The sequence below is a fragment of the Massilia antarctica genome (genome assembly GCF_015689335.1).
GTDB lineage: Bacteria > Pseudomonadota > Gammaproteobacteria > Burkholderiales > Burkholderiaceae_D > Telluria_A > Telluria_A antarctica.
In genome coordinates, this window is record NZ_CP065053.1 from 5,674,783 (window position 1) to 5,697,926 (window position 23,144).

17 protein-coding genes and 1 pseudogene are annotated in these 23,144 nt (G+C 62.1%); 6 read left to right on the plus strand and 12 right to left on the minus strand.

The annotated features are described in order from the left end of the window. Positions 1-167: 167 nt before the first annotated feature. The 3 genes and pseudogenes from IV454_RS25020 (at position 168) to IV454_RS25030 (ending at position 1,729) form a co-directional block, all read left to right on the plus strand. Positions 168-746, plus strand: coding sequence for a transposase family protein (locus tag IV454_RS25020; RefSeq protein WP_206088333.1), 579 nt, complete (start codon positions 168-170; stop codon positions 744-746). Between the two features lie 199 nt (positions 747-945). Beyond that, a pseudogene (locus IV454_RS25025) lies at positions 946-1,275 on the plus strand (cbb3-type cytochrome c oxidase subunit I); the annotation flags it as partial. A gap of 4 nt (positions 1,276-1,279) precedes the next feature. Further along, a complete protein-coding gene (locus tag IV454_RS25030; protein WP_206088334.1) occupies positions 1,280-1,729 on the plus strand; it encodes a DUF2244 domain-containing protein in 450 nt (149 codons plus the stop codon). A 204-nt stretch (positions 1,730-1,933) separates the two neighbouring features. Here IV454_RS25030 and IV454_RS25035 read toward each other — a convergent pair whose 3' ends face one another. The 6 genes from IV454_RS25035 to IV454_RS25060 form a co-directional block, all read right to left on the minus strand. After that, complete coding sequence (locus IV454_RS25035) at positions 1,934-4,033, minus strand: methyl-accepting chemotaxis protein (RefSeq protein ID WP_206088335.1); 2,100 nt, start codon at positions 4,031-4,033, stop codon at positions 1,934-1,936. Further along, positions 4,033-4,845 carry a TorF family putative porin gene (locus IV454_RS25040; protein ID WP_206088336.1) on the minus strand — a complete coding sequence of 271 codons (813 nt, stop codon included), beginning with the start codon at positions 4,843-4,845 and terminating at the stop codon, positions 4,033-4,035. Before IV454_RS25040 ends, IV454_RS25035 begins: the two co-directional genes overlap by 1 nt. Positions 4,846-5,257: 412 nt before the next feature. After that, entirely contained in the window at positions 5,258-6,082 is an 825-nt protein-coding gene (locus IV454_RS25045) for an alpha/beta hydrolase (RefSeq protein WP_206088337.1), read from the minus strand. 424 nt (positions 6,083-6,506) lie between these two features. After that, positions 6,507-6,773 (minus strand): hypothetical protein, encoded by a 267-nt coding sequence (locus tag IV454_RS25050; protein ID WP_206088338.1) that lies wholly within the window; start codon positions 6,771-6,773, stop codon positions 6,507-6,509. 37 nt (positions 6,774-6,810) lie between these two features. Next, complete coding sequence (gene eat / locus IV454_RS25055; RefSeq protein WP_206088339.1) at positions 6,811-8,184, minus strand: ethanolamine permease; 1,374 nt, start codon at positions 8,182-8,184, stop codon at positions 6,811-6,813. A gap of 165 nt (positions 8,185-8,349) precedes the next feature. Then, positions 8,350-8,934: a hypothetical protein gene (locus tag IV454_RS25060; RefSeq protein ID WP_206088340.1), complete on the minus strand. Its 585-nt coding sequence runs from the start codon at positions 8,932-8,934 to the stop codon at positions 8,350-8,352. A gap of 640 nt (positions 8,935-9,574) precedes the next feature. On the opposite strand from IV454_RS25060, the gene IV454_RS25065 reads away from it, so the two are divergent. The 3 genes from IV454_RS25065 to IV454_RS25075 all read left to right on the plus strand — a co-directional run bounded on the left by IV454_RS25065 (position 9,575) and on the right by IV454_RS25075 (position 12,003). Further along, positions 9,575-10,147 carry a TetR/AcrR family transcriptional regulator gene (locus IV454_RS25065; protein WP_206088341.1) on the plus strand — a complete coding sequence of 191 codons (573 nt, stop codon included), beginning with the start codon at positions 9,575-9,577 and terminating at the stop codon, positions 10,145-10,147. Between the two features lie 40 nt (positions 10,148-10,187). Continuing rightward, positions 10,188-11,006: an SDR family oxidoreductase gene (locus tag IV454_RS25070; RefSeq protein WP_206088342.1), complete on the plus strand. Its 819-nt coding sequence runs from the start codon at positions 10,188-10,190 to the stop codon at positions 11,004-11,006. A 178-nt stretch (positions 11,007-11,184) separates the two neighbouring features. Further along, positions 11,185-12,003, plus strand: coding sequence for a TatD family hydrolase (locus IV454_RS25075; RefSeq protein WP_206088343.1), 819 nt, complete (start codon positions 11,185-11,187; stop codon positions 12,001-12,003). Between the two features lie 33 nt (positions 12,004-12,036). On the opposite strand, the gene IV454_RS25080 is transcribed toward IV454_RS25075, so the two are convergent. From IV454_RS25080 to IV454_RS25105, 6 genes are read right to left on the minus strand one after another with little or no spacing between them, the layout of a single operon-like run. Further along, positions 12,037-14,304: a tetratricopeptide repeat protein gene (locus tag IV454_RS25080; RefSeq protein WP_206088344.1), complete on the minus strand. Its 2,268-nt coding sequence runs from the start codon at positions 14,302-14,304 to the stop codon at positions 12,037-12,039. Between the two features lie 45 nt (positions 14,305-14,349). Next, positions 14,350-15,630, minus strand: coding sequence for a zinc metalloprotease (locus IV454_RS25085; RefSeq protein ID WP_206088345.1), 1,281 nt, complete (start codon positions 15,628-15,630; stop codon positions 14,350-14,352). Further along, complete coding sequence (locus IV454_RS25090) at positions 15,627-16,622, minus strand: thiopeptide-type bacteriocin biosynthesis protein (protein ID WP_206088346.1); 996 nt, start codon at positions 16,620-16,622, stop codon at positions 15,627-15,629. The genes IV454_RS25085 and IV454_RS25090 overlap by 4 nt, the downstream gene beginning before the upstream one ends. Beyond that, the gene (locus tag IV454_RS25095; RefSeq protein WP_206088347.1) at positions 16,619-19,393 is read right to left on the minus strand and encodes a lantibiotic dehydratase; all 2,775 of its coding nucleotides are present in this window, start codon (positions 19,391-19,393) and stop codon (positions 16,619-16,621) included. Before IV454_RS25095 ends, IV454_RS25090 begins: the two co-directional genes overlap by 4 nt. Next, complete coding sequence (locus IV454_RS25100) at positions 19,390-21,138, minus strand: SagB family peptide dehydrogenase (protein WP_206088348.1); 1,749 nt, start codon at positions 21,136-21,138, stop codon at positions 19,390-19,392. Before IV454_RS25100 ends, IV454_RS25095 begins: the two co-directional genes overlap by 4 nt. Further along, on the minus strand, positions 21,101-22,933 hold the full coding sequence (locus IV454_RS25105) for a TOMM precursor leader peptide-binding protein (protein WP_206088349.1): 1,833 nt from the start codon (positions 22,931-22,933) through the stop codon (positions 21,101-21,103). Before IV454_RS25105 ends, IV454_RS25100 begins: the two co-directional genes overlap by 38 nt. Positions 22,934-23,144: the final 211 nt, after the last annotated feature.

The following is a 23,144-nucleotide window of genomic DNA, read 5'->3' on the forward strand; positions in this document are numbered from 1 at the left end:
GTTCTAAAGCGTACCGAGACGAACCCGACCATGGCGCTCTACGGATATGCCCGCGTTTCCAGCAGCGACCAGGACTCCGCCCTGCAGGAGCAGGCGCTGCGCGCCGCCGGCTACGACGTTGTTCGGGCCGAGAAGGCGAGTCCGCACTGCGTTTCCTGTTCAACGCCATGAGCGTCAAGGCCGACCCGGCGTTCCCATTCCAGGGGCGGCCAACGATGATCTATCTGGACAACGGCCCGGTGGCCAAGAGCCGGGTGTTTCAAAACGTCATGCTGGCCCTCGATATCGAGTGGCTCACGCACATTCCGGCCGGCAAGGATGGAACGCGCACGACGGCTCGTTCGAAAGGCAAGGTCGAGCGCCCGTTCAGGACGGTGAAGCAAGCGCACGAAACGCTTTACCACTTCCACAAACCGAAAACGGAGCGCCAGGCCAACGAGTGGTTGGTGCGCTACCTGCTGCGTTACAACGACCAGAGCCATCGTTCGGAGAAACACTCCGGTCTGGCCGATTGCTGGCCAACTTGCCGGCCAAGGGCGTGCGCGACATGTGCGCGTGGGAGCAGTACTGCCGGTTCGCGCGCGAACCCGAAAGCCGCAGGGTCGGCATCGACGCGCGCATCGCCATCGCCGGCACTGCCTACCAAGTGGGAGCCGGACATGGCCGGCGAGACTGTCGTCTTGCTGAGGGGCTTATTCGACGACGAAATGTATGTCGAGTTCGACGGCGAGAAATTCTGGCCGTAGCGCCCGGTATGCGGGCCGGTTCCGCTGCACCGCTATCGGACGTTCAAACGCGGCAAGGCGGATGAGCGTACCGATCGCATCCGCGCGCTCGCAGATCAACTCGATCTGCCGATCAGCGCTTTGGATGGAAGCGATATGCACCTTGTTCCGCCAGCCGCCGCCATGTCGCTGACGCATCAACCAGTCAACACCGAGGTGCAACGAGTGGCGCGGCAAGTTTCACTTCTGGAACTCGCTCATCTGGGTGAACGTGACCTTCTTCCCCATGCACTTCCTGGGACTGGCCGGCATGCCGCGCCGCTATGCCGATTATCCACGGCAGTTCACGGACTTCCACATGCTCACCTCGATCGGCGCTTTTCTGTTCGGCCTGACGCAGGTGTACTGGCTGTTTGCCGTCGTGCTGCCCACCGTACGCGGCGGCAAAATGGCCGCGGCCAAGCCGTGGGACGGCGCCGAAGGGCTGGAATGGACGGTGCCGAGTCCCGCCCCCTTCCACACCTTCGACACGCCGCCGCGGGTCAAGTAATGCGATGCAACGCGAATGGCTGTTGAAGAAGAACTGTTCGATGTCGCCGCGCCAGGTGGGCATGGCGTATGGATTACTTTGCCTGTTCCTGCTGGTGATCGGACTGGGATTCGCCCTGCATGGCGCGTGGTTTGTGCCGGTCTTCGCGCTGCTCGACATCGGTGTGCTGGCGACGGCGCTGCTGTGCTACGCGCGCCATGAAGGCGACCGCGAGCGGATCGCGCTCACCGACGACAGCATGCTGGTGGAACGGGTCGAGGCGGGCCAGGTACGGCACATCCGGCTGGAGGCGTGCTGGACCCGCATTGTCATGCCGGACCGCCAGCGCAGCCTGATCGCGCTCGAATCGCGCGGCGTACGGGTCGAGATCGGCGGATTCGTGGGGGAAGAATTGCGTGGGCAGGTGGCGCAGGAGTTGCGACGCGAACTGCGCAAGGCATCGCTTTTGCGTTAAGGATCGACGCACGCGCCGGGCAGCCGCCCGTGTTGGGACCGGTGTGCGCGTTGGGCAAGCCATAGAGGTGCGCGCGTTGTCGCGCTGGGAAATCGGTCGCGCTGCGCGCGTTGCCGGCTTGGGCAAGCCAGAGAGGCGCGCGCGTTGTTGCATTGGGAAATCGGTCGCGGTGCGCGCGTTGCCACGCGCACGCGCGCACTTGCGTCAGAACTCGTCCCACTCCTCGGTTGTCGCCGACTTTGTCAGCGCCGGCTTCGGTTTGGTCACCGCCAGGTGAGACGACGGTGTCGAACGCGCCACCGGCGCCACCTTGTGCGGCGCGGCGCCGCTGTGGCGGTCGTCGAGCTTGAAGACATTCACCGCCCGCGCCAGTTGCGTGGCCTGGAACTGCAAGCTTTCGGCCGCCGCAGCCGCTTGTTCGACCAGCGCCGCATTTTGCTGGGTCACGCCATCCATTTCGGCAATCGCCTGATTGACCTGGGAAATGCCCTGGCTCTGCTCGCCCGTGGCCACCGTGATCTCCGCGATGATGGCGTTGACCCGGCCGACGCTGGCCACCACCTGCTCCATCGTGCTGCCGGCTTCGTCGACCTGGCGGGTGCCGATGGCGACCTTGCCCACCGAATCGTCGATCAGGGCCTTGATTTCCTTGGCTGCCGCCGCGCTGCGCTGGGCCAGGTTGCGCACTTCCGAGGCCACGACCGCGAAACCGCGACCCTGTTCGCCCGCGCGCGCCGCTTCCACCGCCGCGTTCAAGGCCAGGATATTGGTCTGGAAGGCAATCCCGTCGATCACGCTGATGATGTCGACGATCTTGTTGGACGACTCGTTAATCGAGGTCATCGTGGCGATCACCTGCGACACCGCCGCCCCGCTCTTCCTGGCCACGTCCGAGGCCGACGCCGCCAGCTGATTGGCCTGCTTGGCGTTTTCGGCATTGTCCCTGACGGTCGCGGTCAACTCTTCGATCGACGCCGCCGTCTCTTCCAAGGAGCTGGCCTGCTGCTCGGTGCGGGCCGACAAGTCGTTATTGCCCTGGGCGATCTCGGAACTGGACTGGGCCACGTTGTCGGCGCTTTCGTGCACCTGCACCAGCACCGTATGAATCTTGGCCACGAAGGCATTGAAGCCGGCGCCGATCACCGCCAGTTCATCCTTGCCGTGCACATCCAGCCGTACCCGCAGGTCGGCATCGCCCGAGGACAGATTGGTCATCGTGCGGCCCAGGGTGCGCAGCGGACGGGTCAGGCGCGACACCACCAGCACCAGGATGCCGCCCGTGGCCAGCGCGCACACCAGCGCCACGATCAGTGTGTAAAGCAGCAATTCGCGCGCCGGCGCCGTTGCGACCTTCTTCGGAAAACTCAGGTCCACGCTCCACGGCGGAATGTCTGGGTGGATCGAGAGCGGCTGCAACAGCCGGATATTGCCGCGGCCATCGTCGAATTCGTAGGTCTTGCCCTGGCGGATGCGTTCGAGCGCGGCCGGCGGCAAGTCGTCGGCCGGTTTGCCCAGGCGCGCCGGCAGCGGATGGCTGGCGTACACGCCGCCGTTCGAGATCAGCGACAGCTTGCCGCCCTCGATGACCTTCAGTTCGGCCAGGATCGTGGTCAGGCGCGGCAACATGAAGTCGGCGCTGGCCGTGCCGATGAATTTGCCATCGATCATGATCGGCGCCACCAGCGACGCCATCAGCACATCCTTGCCGTTAATCGGATACACATAAGGCTCGGTGAAAAATACCTTGCCGCTGCGCTTGGGAATGTCGTACCAGTCATTGGCGCCGGGATCGGTGCCAAAGACGATCGGTTCGATACTCACTTCGTTCTTGGTGTTGCGCGTGAAGTAAGGCATGAAGCGGCCGCTGGCGTCGTAATGCGGTTTCTTGCCGGCGAACTCGGCATCCTTGCCATCGAGCGCATTCGGCTCGAAGGTCACCGCCGCGCCGATCAAGTCTTCCGTCCCGAGCAAGGTGCTTTTGGTCAGTTCGTAGATTTGCTCGCGCTGCAGCGGCTGGCCCAGGGCCTTGGTCGAGCGCATTGCCGAGCCCAGGCTGATGACTCCGGCCAGGTTGGTCGCCAGGCGGCTTTGCAGTGCGCCGACCACTTCGCGCGACGAGGTGCGCGCCAGTTCCATCGCCGCCGCTTCCGCGCTGGCGCTGCTCTTGAAGCCGATCACCGCCGCCGTGACACCAAGGCTCAGCACCACCAGGGTGGTGGCGGCGATACAAATCTTGCTGTTCAGCGAAAGGCCCGATCCGAATGCTGCCATGGTTTTTTTATCCTCTTCGGTATTGTCCATCATCAAAATGTCTTGGTCAGCGCTACCACGAAAGTGCCGACGGCAGGATTGGACACCGCCACCTTGCCGGACGAATCGGGGACGCCGAGCGTGTAGGCGTCGTAGGCATTGGTCGCGCCGTGCGCCTTGGTGTAGGTGCCCGACACGGCCCAGCCGCCATCAAAGGCCTTGGTCACGCCCACTTTGGCGTCACGCCAGTTCCAGATATCGTTGCCGGCGCCATGGACCCGGCCATCGCCCACGTGCAGGTTCAGGGTATAGCCCGAACCGAGGTCGACGTTGGCGCCCACGTCCAGGTAACCCGTACCGCGCGCATGGGTGATGCCGAAGAAGTCCTTGGTGTAAGTGCTGTTGTACTTGGCGTAGAAAAACTTGTAGGTCATGCCCAGCGACAGTTCGCCGTAGTCGTACGACACCCTGGTGGCGTGGTACTCGGCACCAGGATATTTGTAGTAGTACAGGAGCGCGCTGTAACCGATCGGACCGGCGGTGCCGGTGTAGCCACCGTACAGGTCGACTTCAAGCGTGGCGTCTTCGATAAAACGGTTGCTGACGGTCGACATCCAGACCCCGGCCGAAAAACCGCTGGGGTGGCCGATATCGAAGCCGCCCTGCAAGGCCGGCTTGCCCCAGGTCTGGCGGAAGCCGCGCGAAATGTATTGGGATGCGAGGGTGACGTTGGCGGTCATGGTGGTCGCGGGCGCGGCGGCGGCCGGCTTGGCATCCTCCGTGGCGGCTTGGACTGATGCCTGGGAAGCGAACGCGAGCAGGCTGAGGAGAGAAAGCGCGGCACGTTGGTTGACGATAGAAGGCATCTTGAGGTTTCCGTAAGGTTACTGGACGCGCAGGGCAGCGCACCAGGTACATCTTGAGCGAAGAGTCAGACGAGGGTCAGGTCAAACATGCGGCTGCATCTGCCGGCGGAGTTGGGGCCGGCAACGGCACCCGTGATGCTGGGGCTCAGAACAACATGACGTGCACATGCGCAGGTCATGCGCCAAGGATAGGCGCGAGCGCGCGCCTATGTCAAACGTGTTGCACCAAGAGAAGGGAATCCGTTGTATAACGGAGAGCGGCACGGGCCGCTGCCCCTGCGCCGGTGCGCGCCGCGCGCGCCATGGTGCAAGGCGCGCATCCCGGATCAGGCCCGGCAAGCTCAAGGCCCAAGAGGTGGCAGGCAGCGCTGCCGATGCCATTGCCACATCGCGCCGGCACGGGCTTGCCTGCTTACGGCCCGGCGTCAGGCGCCTTGCCCGTCCCCGTGCCGTACACCGATTCCAGGGCCAGCGCTGCGCTCGCGCGGTAAATCGTATCGTGGCGCTCGGTCGGCATCGGCCGATAGGTCCAGCTGACCTTGGCCGGGGCATGCGCGCGCAATGATGCCGCCAGGCGCGCCGTGCCGGGCACGATGTTTTCCTCGTCGGCCGACGTCAGGAAAATCCTTTTCGGCGTCGCCGGCAGCGCCTTGATGCGCGCATCGGCGGCGCGCACCAGCGCTTCATCGTTCCACCAGACGCTCGGGCTGATCGCCACGTAACGGTCGAACAGCGCCGGCTCGGCCAGCAAGGTTTCGACGATGAACAGGCCGGCCAGCGACTCGCCCACGATGCCGCTGTCGGCCGTGGTGCGGTAGTGCGAGCGGATATGCGGCATCAGCTCGGTGCGGATGAACTGACGAAATGCCGCCGAGCCACCCACGCGGGGCGCGATGCGCTTGTCGCTGGCCACCGTGGTCGGCCCGGTGAGGTCGCGCCGCCGCTCCGTGTTTTCAATGCCGACCAACAGCACCGGGATCATGCGCCCTGCCGCCACCAGCGTTTGCACGGTCTCGGCCACGTGCGGGAAGTCTTCGGCATTGCCGCCATCCGGCATGTACAGCACCGGCAGCGGCGCCCCTGCTTCGCCGCCGTGTCCGATTGGCACGAAGACATTGATGCGGCGGATTTCCGACAGCGCGGCCGATTCCAGAGTGAATGTTTGCGACCTCACCGGCGCGGCAATCGACTGCACGGCGGCGCAGCCGAGGAAAACGGTAAGCAGGGCTTGTTTCATGGGTGCTCCGCGGAGAAAAAGCAACATACTGCCACCAAAATATTGTCTATACAACACAGTTATCGGACACGCTGCCCTGCGCCGCGCAAGCAAGACCATGTTCGCCATGGCGCCGCGGGCAGCGATCTGGATCAGGGCGGACTTTTTCCCCGGCCGGCGCTGCTGTTAAACTCGTGGTGCGCACCGCACATCCGGTGTTTTCCTTCACTCTCCGACGACGATGACTCGCCTACACCAAATTACCCTGTCTGTGCTTGCCCGTTCCTGCTTCCTCGTCCTGCTCGCCAGCAGCGCCAGCGCCCAATCCCCGCTGCCGCTTCCCGCCAACGACGCCGAGATCCCGGCATGATCAAGGCGCGCGTCGATAACGATAAAAAGGGGTCCGGCATGGTGTTCGGCCTGTTCGATACGCGCGCCAGCCGGGTCATTTATCGGCTTCGATCCGGACACGCGGCGCGGCGTGGTCCTGATGTCCAACTCGCACAGGGGCTCGGCCGATATCGCCCGGCGCGCCCTTAACCGCGCCTTTCTCCTGACCGTGTACACCCCTCCCCCGGCGATGATGGAGGCATTGGCACAGCGCGGCTACGGACAGATCGGCGCGATCTACCAAGAGCAGCACGCCGCCGATCCCCAGTTCAAGCTCGATGAAGCGCTGCTCAACCAGTGGGGTGACGAGATGCTCGTGCAAAGGATGTCCTTGAAGCGCGCCCGCCGCCATGCCCAGCCTAGGTCTGGGGCGCCGCCAGAGTCGCGCGGCGGCCCGCCGTCATCAGGAACACCGCGTAGCCGGCCAGCAGCAGCCCGGCGAACACCAAGGCCATCACCAGGTTGTAATAGACCATGGTCCCCAGGCACACCAGCGCGCCGAGCAGCGCGAACAGCGGAACGTAGGGATACAGCGGCGCGCTGAAAGGCCGCACCATTTGCGGCTCGCTGCGGCGCAGCTTGAACAGCGCCAGCATGCTGACGATATACATCGTGATCGCGCCGAACACGGACATGGTGACGATATTGGCCGTCAGGGTCTGCCCGCCGATCTTGATCAGTTCATCGCTGTAGATCGCGGCGATGCCGACCACGCCGCCGGCCAGCACGGCGCGGTGCGGAGTCTTGAAGCGCGGATGAATCTTGGCAAAATAATGGGGCAGATAACCTTCGCGGGCGAGCGCGAAAATCTGGCGCGAATAGCCGAAGATAATGCCGTGGAAGGACGCGATCAGGCCGAACAGGCCGAGCCACACCAGCATGTGCAGCCAGCCGCTGCTGCCGCCGACGATCATCTTCATCGCCTGCGGCAGCGGATCGTTGATATTGGCCAGCTTGGTCCAGTCGCCCGCCCCGCCCGCGAACATCATCACGCCCAGGGCCAGCACGACCAGGGTCAGGATGCCGCTGACGTAGGCGATGGGAATCGAACGGCGCGGATCCTTGGCCTCCTCGGCCGCCATCGCCACGCCCTCGATGGCCAGGAAAAACCAGATCGCGAAGGGAATAGCGGCGAACATGCCGGGAATGGCCGCCGCGCTGAAGCTATCCTGGCCGGACCATCCGCCCTTGGTAAAATTGGCGAACGAAAAACCCGGGGCGACCACGCCCATAAACACCAGCAACTCGAAGATCGCCAGGATCGCCAGCACCAGTTCCAGGGTGGCGGCCACCTGCACGCCGATGACATTCATCGCCATGAAGACGAGATACGCGCCGAGCGCGACCAGTTTGGGATCGAGCGCGGGAAACTGCACGTTCAGGTAGGCGCCAATGGCCAGCGCAATGGCCGGCGGCGCGAACACGAATTCGATCAGGGTGGCGGCACCGGCGATATAGCCGCCGACCGGGCCGAAAGCGCGCTTGCTGTAGGCGAACGGCCCGCCCGCATGCGGGATCGAGGTCGTCAGCTCGGTAAAGCTGAAGATGAAGGTGGCATACATGGCGGCGATAAAGATCGCCGTCACGGCAAAGCCGAGGGTACCGGCCGAGGCCCAGCCATAACTCCAGCCGAAATACTCGCCGGAAATGACCAACCCGACGGCGATGCCCCACAATTGAAAGGTGCTCAGTGCCTGCTTGAGCGCGGGCGCGCCTGCGGTGTTCGCGTTCATGAGTGACTCCAATCCGGGTAAGGTGGCGAAACTTGAGACGAAGATTGCTCGATGCGGTCGGCCCAATCGCAAGCGGGAAGGTGCTATCCGTAGCGGATAAACAATGCCGACGAGTTAAGTATGCCGTTAAATCAACGGTTTTGGCGAAGAAAATTCAACACATCCTCAGTTAAAGCCGACCCAGTAGTACTCATCCTTCGCTTCGCCCCTGAACAGGTAGCCATCACCCCAGAACGCGACGAAGTTCTGCTCGTTCATTCTGTGCGCCGGATACCACTCGGGCGCATGCTTCGCGGCATAGCCGTCATGCCAGGGCGCCTTTATCCGCCCCGAGGGGACGGGATCCGGCAGTGTTTCACCGGATTTGAGGGTGCCGTGACGAAATCCGGTAACGTCGTTGCGGCGGGCTAACCACATCTCGATAGCAGCGGAGAGCTGCGCGGAACGCATCTCGACGTAGGAGATTCTGGAAGCGTCTTGCAGGGGTACTCTGCATTGAATCATGAGGGAAGTGCGGGTATATGCACTGTCCGCAAGTGCCTGGCTTGGTGGAAGAACGCTGGTCTTAATCGACATGTCGGGTCTGCCGTCGAACAGCGCGTGGTCGGGACGGCCCCCGGCAAAGTCCCAGTACCGCTGCTCGTAGTCCGACATCAGGCAAGCCGGCCTGCCCCAGCAATACAGATAGGCTGCGGCATACAAGAGGAAACCCATTACCACCGCGTAGACCACGATATTCGATTTTTTCAACGTGCTAGCCTTATCTTGATCTCATCCAGTCACGCTGGCAGAGGCCCTTGCGTTTGGACTAAAAACTCTGAATGGCGGCAAGGCTGACTTGGACTCGACACCCTTGTCTCGCCGACGCAGGCCGTGGCAGCCCGCACGCCTGATGACAGGGCCGCCGGTCGTTAGACAATTGCGGCACCGCCCCGTCACGCAATGCCCGCAGCTATCGGCAAGCCCGCGCTTGCAGTGAATCACGTGAGGAATGCATTTTACACGTGCCCAGCGCCAGCCTTATCGATTGACCAGATGCCATCCGCCGGGTCGGGATATCCCTTGAGCAAAACCTGTTCGCCCCAGGCTGGCCATCGATTGCTTGCGCTGGCTATTCCTTTCCCCTTCCGTCCGGCGTGGATCGCCGCTCAGCCAAGGCGCCAGCGCGGAAAGCAGGCCACCGCGCGCACGCGACGGTCGCCCCTCTTGCGCCGGCAGCGAGCGCCTGCGCCACCAGGGCGCCGACAGCCCGAAGAGATTGGCGGCGCCGAGCAGCTCGGGCGGTTTCTCTCCGGACGCTCGGGCCCAGGCGATGCCGCGCGACGCGGCTTGCATTTCAAACAATGAAATAATCACCTAAACCGAATTAATATTCGGTTAAAATGCATGGATGAAACCCAAAGACGTGAAAAAACTGGCATCCATCACGCGTGCCACCTATGCGCTCGTGCAGGAAAGCGGTCTCGCGCCGCTGACCCTGGCCGATATCGCGCGCGGTGCCGGCATTGCCACCAGCACGCTCTACATTTACTACCCGTCCAAGCAGGCGCTGCTTGACGCGCTGTACGAGCAAGCCAAGAGCGCCACCTGCGAGCGCCTCACGCGCGGCGCCGGAGCGCAACTGCCGCCCAAACTGCGCATCCGCCAGATCTGGCTCAACATGCTCAATAACCGCCTCGACCACCCGGCCGAGATGGTGTTCCAGGAGCAGTACGTCAGCTCGCGTTTCATGAGCGAGTCGAACCGCGAGCTGGGCAAGCGCTTCGTGCGCGAGTTCGACGAAGTCCTTGAAGCGGGCCAGCGCGACGAAACCCTCAAGCCCGTCGCCCTCCCCTTCCTGGGCGCCTGCATCCTCGGCTCGGTGCGCGAAACGGCGCGCCTGATCGCCGCCGGGGTCCTGCCGGACGACGAATCGACCAGGACAACCGGCTTTCAACTGTGTTGGGATGCGCTCAAAGCCTGAGCGTTTTTTTATCTTTTAACCGAATGGAAATTCATTTATCATGCGAAAAACGATCCTGATTACCGGCTGTTCCAGTGGCATTGGCCGCGCCGCAGCCGAATTGTTCGCCGAACGCGGCTGGAACGTGGTGGCCACCATGCGCGACCCGTCGACCGCCGGCGCGCTGGCCGCCGCACCGAATGTCGTCGTCACCCGGCTTGACGTGACCGACCGCGCCTCCATCGACACTGCCGTCGCGCTCGCGCTGGCCAGCTTCGGCCGCATCGATGCCGTCGTCAACAACGCCGGCTTCGGCGCCTTCGGCCCGTTCGAGACGGCATCGACGCAACTGATCGACCGCCAGCTGGCAACCAACGTCACCGGGGTCTTCGACGTGGTGCGCGCGGTGCTGCCCGCCATGCGCGAGCAGCGCGCGGGGACGATCATCAACGTCGCCTCGGTCGGCGGCCTGACAACGATGCCGCTCAACGCGATTTACCACGCTACCAAGTACGCCATCGTCGGCTTTACCGAAGGCCTCACGTACGAGCTGGCACCGTTCGGCATTGCCGCCAAGGTAGTTGCGCCGGGCGGTGTGGCCACCGACTTCGCCGGGCGTTCGCTGTCGAAGACCTTCAGCGGCGACGCCCACCCGTATGCGGACTCGGTAGCGAAGGTCATGCACACGTTCGAGAACAACCGCGGCGGCTTTTCCCAGCCGCGCGCAATCGCCGAGGTGATCTTCAGCGCCGCCACCGACGGCAGCGCCCAAGTCACTTACGTGGCCGGCGCGGACGCGGACGCGCTGCTGGCAGCGCGGGCCAAGCTGGGCACCGAAGCCTATATCGACATGATGAATCAGCGCTTCGGCCTGAAGTGACGACCGGTGCCTGTCATTGAGGACCGGTGTCGGGCGCGGCGAGGCAGGCGGCAGGCGCCACCCCGGCGCATAGCCGGCGGGCCGGTCCGCGTGCGCAATGCACACGCGACCGGCTGATTGAAGCGGCATCGTGCGACTGCATTGACAGGCCATTAACTTGCCCTTCACAATGCCGCCCATGCTTACCTTTCCCCTGATTGACATTGGATTGAACCTCGCCAGCCACCGCTTCACGCGTGACTGGAAAGAGGTCATCGCCCGCGCCCACGACGCCGGTGTCGAGCGCTTCATCCTCACCGGCACATCGCTGAAGACGTCCAGGGAAGTGGCACTGCTGACGGAAAAAATGGCCCCTGGGAGTGCCTATTTCACCGCCGGCATTCATCCCCACTATGCTTCCGAGTTCGGGGCCGACGCCTTGGCTCAGCTGCGCGCGCTGCTATCGCATCCGAATGCCGTGGCGGTGGGAGAAACCGGGCTCGACTACAACCGCGACCTGTCTCCCCGCCCCGTGCAGCGCGCCGCCCTCGAGGCGCAGGTCGACCTGGCCTGCATGGTCGGGAAGCCCTTGTTTCTGCACGAGCGTGAAGCCGCACCGGATCTGCTGGCAATTCTCGATAACTTCAAGGATCGCCTGCCAAACTGCGTCGTACATTGTTTCACCGGTAGCGAGGCGGTCGCGCGCCAGTATGTGGAGCGGGGCTTTTATCTCGGCATCACGGGCTGGGTCGGGCAAAAAAAACGCAACCGCGACCTTCTGCGCGCGCTGGAAGTCATTCCACCCGAGCGCATGATGCTCGAAACCGACGCACCCTACCTGACACCGCCCGGCTACGCCCCGCACATTACGGGCAGGAACGAGCCGGCTGCGCTGCCTCGCGTCGCCGAACTGCTGGCTATCGGCCGCAGCGTGCCGGTCGAGCAAGTCAGGGCGGATGCCTATGCGGCGACCATGACGTTTTTCGGGCTCGACGACCTGCGCCAGGCCGGCGGCTGACTTTTGTTCGTCACCTTCCAAGCGCCGTCCGCATCACACGGCCATTGGCATGGCTGCGCTATCCGGCCGCGATACCTGCAGAACGCGCATTTTTCGCAAACGCGCGATCAAGGGGTCGACCCGCTCCATGTGAAATCCGGCTGCGTCGAGCGCGTGCCTGGCGGAGCCGACATGCGGTTCATTGAGCAGCGCCCGCAATAGCAGCTGCTCTTCTCCAGTCAGGGCGAACTGCGGAAGATAGCGTTTATAGTGAAGAACCATCTTGCTATCGTCCTGCTCGATGTGGGCGACCAGCGGATTGAGTTTCACCGCCCGCTTTTGCTCCAGGGCGTCCAGTTGAACTGGTGTGATCTCGACATGCTTGCCGTCATACACCAGATGCGTGATCTTGAATTCGGCAGCGCTATTGAGCATTTCCGGCCAATTGCGCGGCATCTCGGTGCCGTCACGGCGATCAATGACGTAGCATTGTTCCGCCGCCTGGCCCGCCTGCCCCGCAATCCAGGCGCTCAGCCACCGGGTCAAGGCGGCGTAATTGCCGCCGTAGTCGCGCTTTTCTCCGCACCCTGTCGCGGCCATCACGCCCCAGCCATGTCCGCCCACATAGCGCGTCATGACCTTTACCGAGGAAATGGCCTCATCGAAAAAGAAATCGCAGCCACCTGCCTGGGTCTCTTCAACGGCGGCCGACGTGACGCCCGACTCGGCGAATTTTTTCAGATTGCTCAAAAAGCCCGCTGCCAGGCTGTCCACCAGATCGTAGGCCTGGCGGATACCCTTGACATCGATGACGCCGCCCTTGTTGAGGATAAGCGGATGCACACGCCAATTGAGCGCCTCGGGACACTCGCTCGCGCACCAATGCAGCGCCGCGCGAATCCAGCACAGCATCGCCTCGCGCGTGTTGCCGCGCGCTTCTTCAACGCGCAGCAGGCATAGATTGACGTTGACCGCGTCCGTGTCGGTCCGCCCTCCTTCGACCGTCGAAAACGCGCGCCCATAATAGGTCTGCGATTCGTCGAGCTCTCCCCGGTAGCGGTACAAACGCGCCAGATTGATCGAGTTGACAAACGCAATGCGCGCGTCGCCCAAGGTCGGATCGTCCAGCAGCTGTTCTATGCGTTTTTCCAGCTTGAATGCGGCTTCGTGATCGCCATTGCGCAAGTGGGCGAATGCCGTGATATTCATCAAAAACAGATAGGTCTTGTCCATCGCCTTCGGCTCGAACATGGCCAGGGCTTTGGTGAGATAAGGCAGCGCGGCCTGATGCGATCCGCTCATCACCAAGCCCCAGCCTTTAAGTTCGAGCAAGGTTCCCAGGAGATCGGGCGGCAAGGCGGGATCCGGATCGTCGATATTCGCCGCCGCCTTGAAATTGGACAGGGTGATGTGCATGAACTGCTTTTGGGTCCGGTACGCCATCTTTTCAGCGGGACTCGATGCCTTGGCCTCGGCCATGTCCATGTATGACAACGCCAATTCCCGGTATCCCGATTCGATATGTTTCCAACCCTCGGAACAGAGTACCCGGCTATCCACGGCCTCTTTATCGGCATGCAGCATCGCATACGCCCGGAAATGGCGCATGCTGGTGTGCGCCATGGACGCCACCTCGTCCGGCGTAAAGCGCACTGCCGGGTCGGCAGAATCGCGACGCGATTCGGGCATCACCAATGCCCACCCATTGGCAAGCGGGATCATCGCGCCCATGTCGTCGTCGGACAGTGTTTTCAGGATGGACGGCGGGATTGCGCTCGGCAGCATGGAAACCAGGCTGCGCCGGCCGCTGGCCGGCAACGTCGGCGCGCTACCGTGCTCGCTGACTTCCCAGTTTTCCGGCCAGGTGCAAGGCTCGTCGCCCACCACGACCAGGGTCAGGTCCAGGGCGCCATGCAGCACGCGCAGATATTCGATCAACAGGTGGTCCGCATAGCGCCAGGCAATGCCAAAACGGGGGCAGACGATGAACAGCTGGGCAGGACGCTTCTGCAATAAACGGGCGATTTGCTGCGCCGTGCCAAACGCGCTGAGCACCGATATATTGCCGCGCCCCTCCTGGTCGATGGCCAGGCTCATCGAGTCGCCGGCCGATCCGGCGACGTGCTCGCTACCGCTTTTCAGGCTCACTTCCTGCCCCACAAGTTGTCCAAGCAACTGGGTGGCCAGGGCCTGTTTGGTCCAGGTGCCCAGGCTCAGGTCGGCCACCGCGCAGGTACCGCCCCTGGAGATATTCTCGATCAGTTCCCTGAGAGCCGGACCGGTGCCAATGCGTTGCGCGTTAAACTGTAAAGATGGTTGCATCTTATTACCTCGCTGAATAATTCGAAAAAAGTCAGGCCACCGGCATTACGGCTGCGTCTTGGGATGCAGTTTCTTTAATTGGTTTCTGATCCATGGCACCAGGTTCGCAAAGATGCGCCACAGCAGGAACAGGCTTACCAGCGGTAGCAGCACGAGGCTCGGAACGGGTCCCAGGAAATCTCGGATCGACTGGAAGTAATGGGTAAAGAGATAGATACCCGCCGCCACGTTGACCACAATGGCGAGAATTCCGTAGGCGAAGTAGACCGGCACCACATAGCCGGCGCAATTGGCGGCAACCGCCGTCGGGCGGCGCCCGAGGACAAAGGCGCCCATGCGGTTGAACAAATAAGCGTTGGCATCCTTGCGCAGATCCGGCATGCGCAAGGCCTGGGCCAGCATGAAGTACGTGTCCGACTGAAGAAAGGGCACGAGCTGGATCAGGCAGCCCACGTTATACCAAACCAGAATGTCGATCGCGGCCGTTTGCATGAACGAGCCGGCAGGCAGATAGCGCCACGCGAGAAAAGCGAGGGGGATCAGCGATAGGCTGATCAGCGGCCCGATCATCAGCACCTGGACCCGGTGCGTCCGCTTCGGAAAGAGCAGCATATCGTCGACCGAGGTATACGCGGTGAGCATGAAATAGCGCATCATGATGCCGACTTCCCTGACGTCGCCGCCATGGCGCTTGCACGCAATCGCGTGGCCCGCTTCGTGCAGGACGGTCATTCCCATCACGAATCCGAACAAGGTGGCGGCGCGCGCGACAAGCGAATGGGGCGAGGCAAGCAGCGCGGCATCCCACAAGGCTGACATCTGCGGCAACAGGAATAGTTCGAACGCCATCAGGCCAATCGCCCACAGCAGCAATACCGGTCCGTTGATGATGAAGCGGGCGGCCGGCACGAGTCGGGCCAGATAGGCATCCGGGTTCCAGAAAAACAGCCGCTGGGCGATCATGCTGTCGCCGCTGGCAATCACGGCGCTGGCGGCCGGCTTGATTTCCTGCGGCTGCGCCTGCACACCGGTATCGAGCAAACCGCGCTGAAAAAACAAGGCGAAGGCGTTGCGCAGCGATAGTTCATTCATCGGCTTGGCGAACGCCTGTTCATATTCCTGCGCGATCTGGGCGCCGCTATGTTCGCCATCGAGGCGGCGCAAGATGAACGCTTCCCGTTCGCCCATCCTGAAATACATGCCGCTGGCCGAATTCTTTGCGAAGCACATGACCGCGCCGCCGACAAATTCGTCCGGCCCGATTTTGATCGACTGCGCCAGGCGCGGCAAGGGCGCGGCCGCGCCAACGCTGCCGGCCGCGTTCACAGGGCGCCTCCCAGGGTCCGGTGAATCATATTGGCCATATACACCTCTTCCCGTATCAGGATGCCCAGGCGGTTGTTCATCATGTGGACATAACTCGTCAGCAGGCGCGAACAGGCACTCTCGTAGCTGTCCGTTGGCGGTTCCAGCAGCAATTCGCCGGCGCCGTGGAGTTCCCTGATGCGGTCGCGCATATGGCTCGCATTGCGCGAATAGCGCGACAGCGCGCCCCCATCCTCCACCTGCAGATGGCGGTGTATCTGTTCAACCTGGGACACTTGCGACAGGATCCGGTCCGACTGCCGCTCGAAATCGGCTTCGAACGCATCCTGCGATTGCTGCGTCACGTTGACGCCGCTGAAAAATTCCGCGTAGCGCTTGAAGAAACCGGCGACGACGGCCTTGTCCTCGAAAAACGAATAGACAAAATACAGCATCAACTGAAACGCCAACCCAAGGATGCTGGTGCGCACATGGCTGTTCGATTCGCCGATCAATTCCAGCGCGATGACGCTCGACAGATGGAAATGTTCCTCGGCCAGGGCGATGCCGCTGGCCCCCCCATAGCGCCCGTACTCGGGAAAGTAAGGCATATAGCGAAACGAGTTGTTGTCCATGATGGGAATCATGCCGTCCGCGCCGAACTGGCGGACATACTCTTCCTGCCCGTATTCGGCGACGAACATCGCCCGCATCAGTGGCGCCATGATCTGCGGGTCGGGGTCGAACAGGGACGGACGCTGTTCCAGGAATGCGCCAACGGCGCCGTCGACAATCGACCGGATTTCGGCGTGATCCGCTCCGGTGCTGGGCAACAAGCGCAAGCGCACGTGTGCGCCGCCTTCCCAGTAGCGGATAAAGAAATAGCTTGAAATCAACCCTTCGACGGTGAGCCGCTCGACCAGCGGATCCACGCATTCAAGCAGCACCGGCCTGAGGTCGATCACATTGTAGTAAATATGGATGCTGATATAGGTTTGTTCCGCGAGTTTCATCGACGCTCACTTTGGGTAATTTCCACGACAAATTCCGACACATGCGCATGGCCGTCGCAATGGATCGCGCCTTCACGGGTAGGCAGCATCTCCGTGAAATGCAGGTAGCCCTGGATCCCGGAAATATGTTTTTCAAACAGGGACACGCAAAACTGGTTCTCGAAATCGAGGTAAAAAGGCTTCTGCCCGAAATCGTTCCCGCCGATATCCTGGGAGCTATCGTCCGCTTTTCTGTCCGCATTCCCGTGCGCTGGGTTCGCGCCGCCGCCTTCAATGTTGACAAAGGCCTGTGCCGGAATTCCCGCGCCGATCCGCCACTTTGCCAGGCGCACCATCCACGGATAATCCTCTTCCAGCGGTTCGCGCTGCGGCACCTTGCTGACGGGGGCAGTCCATCGGGCGCGCTCGATGATGATCTGCCGGTAGCGGATGCGCGGCCGGTACAGGACACTCCCATCGACCGGCAAGGGCTTGGGAAACAGGTCCGAGCGCAGTACCACGGGCGCACTCAGATGCAGCAACAGCGTCTGCAATTCCGGCAATCCCAGGGGATAGAACATGCCCAGGTAAACAGGAATGATGCGTTTATCGAGACGCTTGCAATACAAGTAAATGTCGTCGGTCGCGCCATCGTGGCGAAGCGTCAGCTCGCACAGGCGGATCTGGCACTCGGGCGCGGCGACACCGCGCTCGCCCGGCAGCACCAGTTCAATATCGGCCACCAGCCGATGCTGATTGAGATTCGTATCATGCCCGCCCTGGAACTCCGCGAACAGCGATCCTGCGGGCTCGGTCGCCTTGAGCGTTTTTCGTTGCGCATCATCGACCGGCTGCTGCGCGCCATCGTCGAACAGATGGGCAAAGCGGCTGAATGCATAGCCGTGTCCCGCATACACGTGGTTTAACACCAGACGGGGTGTGTCGTTCTCCGTGGCCAGCTGAAAAAAGAAGGAATTGGACAGGCGCTTGTGCCGCCCCAAGGCGAGCCGTCCGATCTGTTCGACCAGTTCAGGCGGAATCATGATGTCGCCGTTTTCAGCGGCATCGGGCCGCACGTCCGCCATCACCGACAGGAAATGCTGCTGGGCCTCCTGGATCGCCACGATTTCAGGAATCCTGAGCGCGTTCAGGATACCGCCGCCGAATGCCGGGCCGATGTCGGTCCTGCGGTTGCTGGCAGAGACAGTCCGGTAAAACGCTTCATGAAAAAAATCTGAAAATGCCTGAATGTCCTGGCATTCGCCGCCCACCCCGAAGCGCTTTTTGAACAGGGTTTTGAACGTGATCTTCGACACCAGCAAAGGATCGAACAAGGACAGGAAGCAATGCATCTCGGCCAATTGGTCCAAGGGTGCTTGCCACGCGGTTTTGTTCAGCAATACCGGTGCCTTGCTGATCGTGGCGTCCTCGTAGAGCGTGGGATGCGGCACCGATGCCGTGTTCCCGACCAGTTCGAGCACTTGCGCGACCTCGCCATCGAGCGCGGACAAGATGCTTCTGCGCGCCGCCGGGGTGGCCTGGGCATATTGCTGCACCTTGAGATCGATGCTACGCAGACCGTATGCAGCCGCCAGCAAAGCCGGATCGCGCATCTGTTCGAGTCGCGCGGCAAAATGTGCCCAGCAATCCGGATCGAACGCACTGGGGCGCAAACCGCTTATCAGGAGCAAGCCACTGTCGATCAGCACATGAATATACTGAAGCGCCTTTTCCGGCGCCATTCCCAGCCCGGACATCAGGGCCGCTTGCATGTCGGCGATGGCAGTATCGCCCGTGGCCAGCATGTCCAGGACAATCTGGAGCGACGGCGTCAAATGCACCGCGAAAGCGAATTCGGACACCGCGCTATGCACCGGGCCGCTGATATTGACGGCAGTTTCCTTGCGCTTGAGGAAAGTAATACGCTTGCCCTTGACCGACCAGCCATCCTTGAGCGCCACGCGCAGATGCGGATAATGCGTCGCGTTGAGCATCAGGGCCTGCGCCACGCGGGCAAGGATGGCGATATTCGGCTTGGCCGCGCTGCGCATGTCCCACCCGCTCAGCTGGGGAGCCAGGCCGCCCGGCGCGGCGCTGTCGAAGCGGCCAAAACAGACTGGCGTCAAGGTGCTGAACGGCGAGGTCTTGTGACTGGTCCGAAATAAATACAAGAGCAAGGTCCGTTCGGTCAGGCGCAGCTTCCGGTTCATTTTCAGGCCATCACAACGCACGTAATCGTCCAGGGTGCGTTCGAACGAGGGGCTGGAAATGAGCAAGCCTTTTCTGAAGTCGGGCTCGCACGCCAGGCGCTTGAGTTCCTGGCGCTGCGCCGCCTGCCACTGTTGCAGCGCAGCGTGCGCTGCCAAGGTGTGCTGGTCGAGCTGCTCGCGCAGCGCACGCCATTCCGCCAGGGCGGCGCACACCGGCCCTGCCAGGTGCTGATCCAGAAAATCCACATGATTACGCGAAACCGGCCGCCCGTTAAACACTTTCCTGCGCACGCTGAGCAAGGTATTTTGCAAGGCCGGGTGGCCGTTTGCCGCGCTGATGGCGTCGTACAAGTCCTTGCTGAGCTGGTCGACCGCGGCTGCGATCGCGGATTCGCACGCCAGCGAGGTGGCGATCGCGGCGACCAGCCCGGGATTTTTCAGCTGCTCGCTGCGGGAAAAAGCCAGGCCGCCGATGCGCAGTAAAAAACCTTCCGATATCCGGACCTCGGGCGCCGCGGCGGGCGCGATACGGGCGGCGCGCACGCTCTCGCCCGCCAGCTCCATGAATGGCATGCCGGTCATGCGCGTTTCCAGGCCGGTACGTCCGGAACCAGGGAAAAATCGAACAAGTGTTGCGCGTCCTGCGGCTTGCTCACATAAAAGCCGATGCAGACGTTCTCATTCTCATCGAGCTGCAGCACTCGCTTGACCAGTTTGGCCCGGACGCCAAGCACCGCACCGCAATCGAGCTTCAGCGCGGCCGCGGCCACATAGGCAAATTGCGCGATCCGCCCCACGTAAGCATTGAGAATGCGGTAGCCACGCGAACCATATTGTTCGACGAGCGACGGCAGATTGCCGGTCACAAAAAGAATGCACCCGACGTCGTCAATATTGTAATTTCCCATCGAGTAAGTCGATTGCCACGTCTTCAAGTCCTCGCTGGGCATCGGCACCAGGCAGCGCTCTTGCCCATCCCATTGGTAGGCGCCGCACCCCAGATCGCCAACCGCGTTCACGCGCACGCACAGGCCCAGACTTCCGGGCGGGATGGGTTCGCGCACGCTGTTGGCGTCGGAAACGGCGTGCTGCCAGACAAAGTCGAGCAAGGCAAGCAGATCGTCCTTGTCGACCGCTGCGCCGCCGTTCAGGCTCCCCCAGGCCGAGCGCCGCGCGAGCAGGATGCTGGGCAAACCCGCGCGCACGCGCGCGTCCAGCACAGGCTGGGTAGCGCTGCTCTTGGGCGCCTTGGCTGGCTGCGTCAGAGCGGCCACGCAAGAGGCGACCTGGTCCGGCTCCATCATGGTCAATTGATGCACGTCGATCAGGTCCGGGGGAATCTTGACTGAACGCGATCTGTTCCAGGCGCGCGCGGGCGATGGCGGGCACTGGTCATCGCCGGCGTGATCGGCAAGCGCTGGCGCCGCCGTGCGCGCAGTGCCGAGGCCGACAACCACGAAGGCGCTCTCGGAGCGTCCGTCGGCGCCAACGGCCTGGTTAACCATCGCGTCGTCGAAGGCGAGGAAGCTGCGCTGGGCAATGCCGAGCGCGTCGCAGGCCAATTCCAGGGCGCCAAGCATCACGCCCGCGTCCTGCGAGCAAACATGGTAGCCAAAATTATGATACTTGAAGCAGTTGGTCCAGAAATCGACCGAGATGACCACATAATAGGGAAACACGCCCGCCTCGCCCTGCTCCGCCACCGCGCGCGCCAGCTGCTCTGTCCAGGCGCCAAAGCGCACCGGCACCAATGCATGCTGTGCCGAAGAATAATGATAGACCCCTTCCCCGGGTTGCTCATCGCTTCCCGCCACGACATACAGTTGCGCGGGATAGAGGCCGCCGCCGGAGGCCGCGCCGCGCCCGTATTCCTGCGCCAGATAGCCCACCTGGGGAATATCGGCGTTCCAGGTAATGTCGAGCTTTCGGCTCAATGGGGAAGACATCAGGTACAACATGATGGCCAGGGTCGCCATCGACGGCTCATTGTCGGTCCCTTGGGTTGCCTGGAAGCGGCGATTGAGCGTGGCCGGGCCGGCCAGGGGAATGCGCTGGCGGTCGCGGTACAGCCGCACGCGCGATGGACGGTCGTCCCAGTCCGGCTTATGCTCGGCGGGAACCATCAAATCGATTCCTTCGCCGCGCATGAAAATCATTTCGGAAAATGCGAGGATATTCTCCGCTGCGCTCACGTCTTTGCGTATCAAAGGCATTCTGGTCTCCCTGAAATCATTCGCTTCACCGCCGTCGCCGGCGCACGCATTGCCTGTCAGGCGGATCGCCTGGTATTTAAGGGAAGGGATGCGGTAGCGGGTTGTCGCCGGCATTGACCCGGCAGGCAAGGCCCGCGGCTGCCGGCGCCGAATGCGCCCGGGGCAGGCTCTCCACCCGGTTGCGCGGATGGCCGAAGTCGATCGGCGCCAGGCCGGGAACGATGACGCGCACCGTTTTCAGACCGAGCTTGTGCTGCTCGCGCGTAGTCAAGTCGACCACCACGGCTTCATGCATGCCGCAGCGCGCCAGTTCAGCGAGCACTTTTTTCAAGTCGCCAGCGATATCGCCATCGGAATGCCAGTCGCGGTCGGCCTGGAACGTCTCCTGGACGCTGCGCACCACCGGACTGTTATCCATCCAGCGTACTTGCTCGGCCATGGCGGGCAGTGCATACAGCGACATATGGTCGGTCACCGATTTCACCGCGTAATAATCGTTAAGCAGTTCGTCGACTTTCGCCTTGCGGTTGTTATACAAGACCGGCAACTCGACGATCGACGATGCCGCTTCCAGCAGCGCGCTGCGGATCGCCTCGTTGGGATCGGTGCTGGCCGCCGCCCCGACCGACATGGCGCCCACGTCCTGGTCGCGGCGGCGCGCGACCGCGATAATGGTCGGAATTTTCATATCCAGCCGCCCATCGAGCAAGGTCAGCTCGAAATCGAGGAACTTGATCCGGTCCATGATCAGGCGTGTCTTCAAGTCCGGGCAGTCGGCAAGGTCGATGCGCGGCAGTGATAGCATGCGATGCCATGAAATAACAAAGCTATCCCGTTCCAGCAGTTCGCCCAAGCCTTTGAGGATGGCCTCTTCATAGCAAGACCCGAGCGCGCAGCCGCTTGAATTATTATGCACAATCGTTTTCAATGTGCTGGTCTTGGGGACGCGATTATAAAAAACCAGCTGTTTCGGCACCAGGATCGCGCGCCCGGAAAACAGCGAGTGGCCCCAGATCCATTCAATCGGCAAATCCGGGGTATAACGGGTCAGTCCGATCGGCAGCGAATAACTCTCTTCATTATAGGCAAGGCACAGCGCCGGATCCATCGCCCGCTCCGCCAGGCTTTCATAACTGCCGAATACGGTGGTGTATTTCGGTGTGGCCAGCATGCCGGCCTGGCGTTCCAGGGATTCGAGAATACCGGCGGTCCGGCTTTCGTCGGTGCGCGTGGTAAATCCGCTCCACCCGACGATCCGCGGCTTGACCCCGGGTATTCTCTGCACGTATTGGGAAAATATCGGGGCGGTAACCGACTGTACATAACCCGGAATGGAATGCACCCCGGCCGAACCGCACACAGGGTTAATCAGCGCCTTGGTTGGAAGGTCATATTCCAGCAAACTCTTCATCCGGCTTTTCCCACTGCGTGCGGGCAAGGTTTCACGCAGCGCCAAAACGGCGTTTTCCTGTGAAACGGGTTCTTCATCGGCGCACTGTTTGCAGAGGGAGTCGCGCATCAATTCGTAGACCGCGACTTCCTGCGTGATTAAATCGACGCTGTAGACCGCCTGGCTAGATGCCGGCGCGTTTTGCCGCAATATCGATTTGCTCAGCAAACCGATATTCTCCAGGGCCGCGCCCATCAAATTCGGCGCGCCATTCTGTTCGCGTGGAAAACCGAGCTGGGTCGACCATTGTTCATCGACCGTCAGTGTCGACAGGGAGCGCCGGTCAAGGCATTCCGGACAGGCTGACGTGCTGCGCGCGGGCGCAGCGGGAAACAGGGATAGATGCACGCGCGACGGGGTCAGCCTCACCACCATGGTGCGCGCTGCAAGTTCATTGATTGGGGAGGAAGCTGCGTCGGTAGAAGGAGTGCGTGCGTATTTACCACCAAGAAAGCCCACATCGAGGTCAACGCCATCCTGGTCGAGGTGGCGCGAAATGCATGCTTTCACGGTCAGAAGAATCGGATTTTCTTCGCTTGCACAATGATTACTTGAATGCACTGATCCCCCAATTTTTTCAATGGCTCAACAGCCTCGAATTCATGTTTGATGCGCTAAGCCTGATCGGCTTGTATTCGGACTGGCCGCGCTCGCCGACGTGAAATCGGGT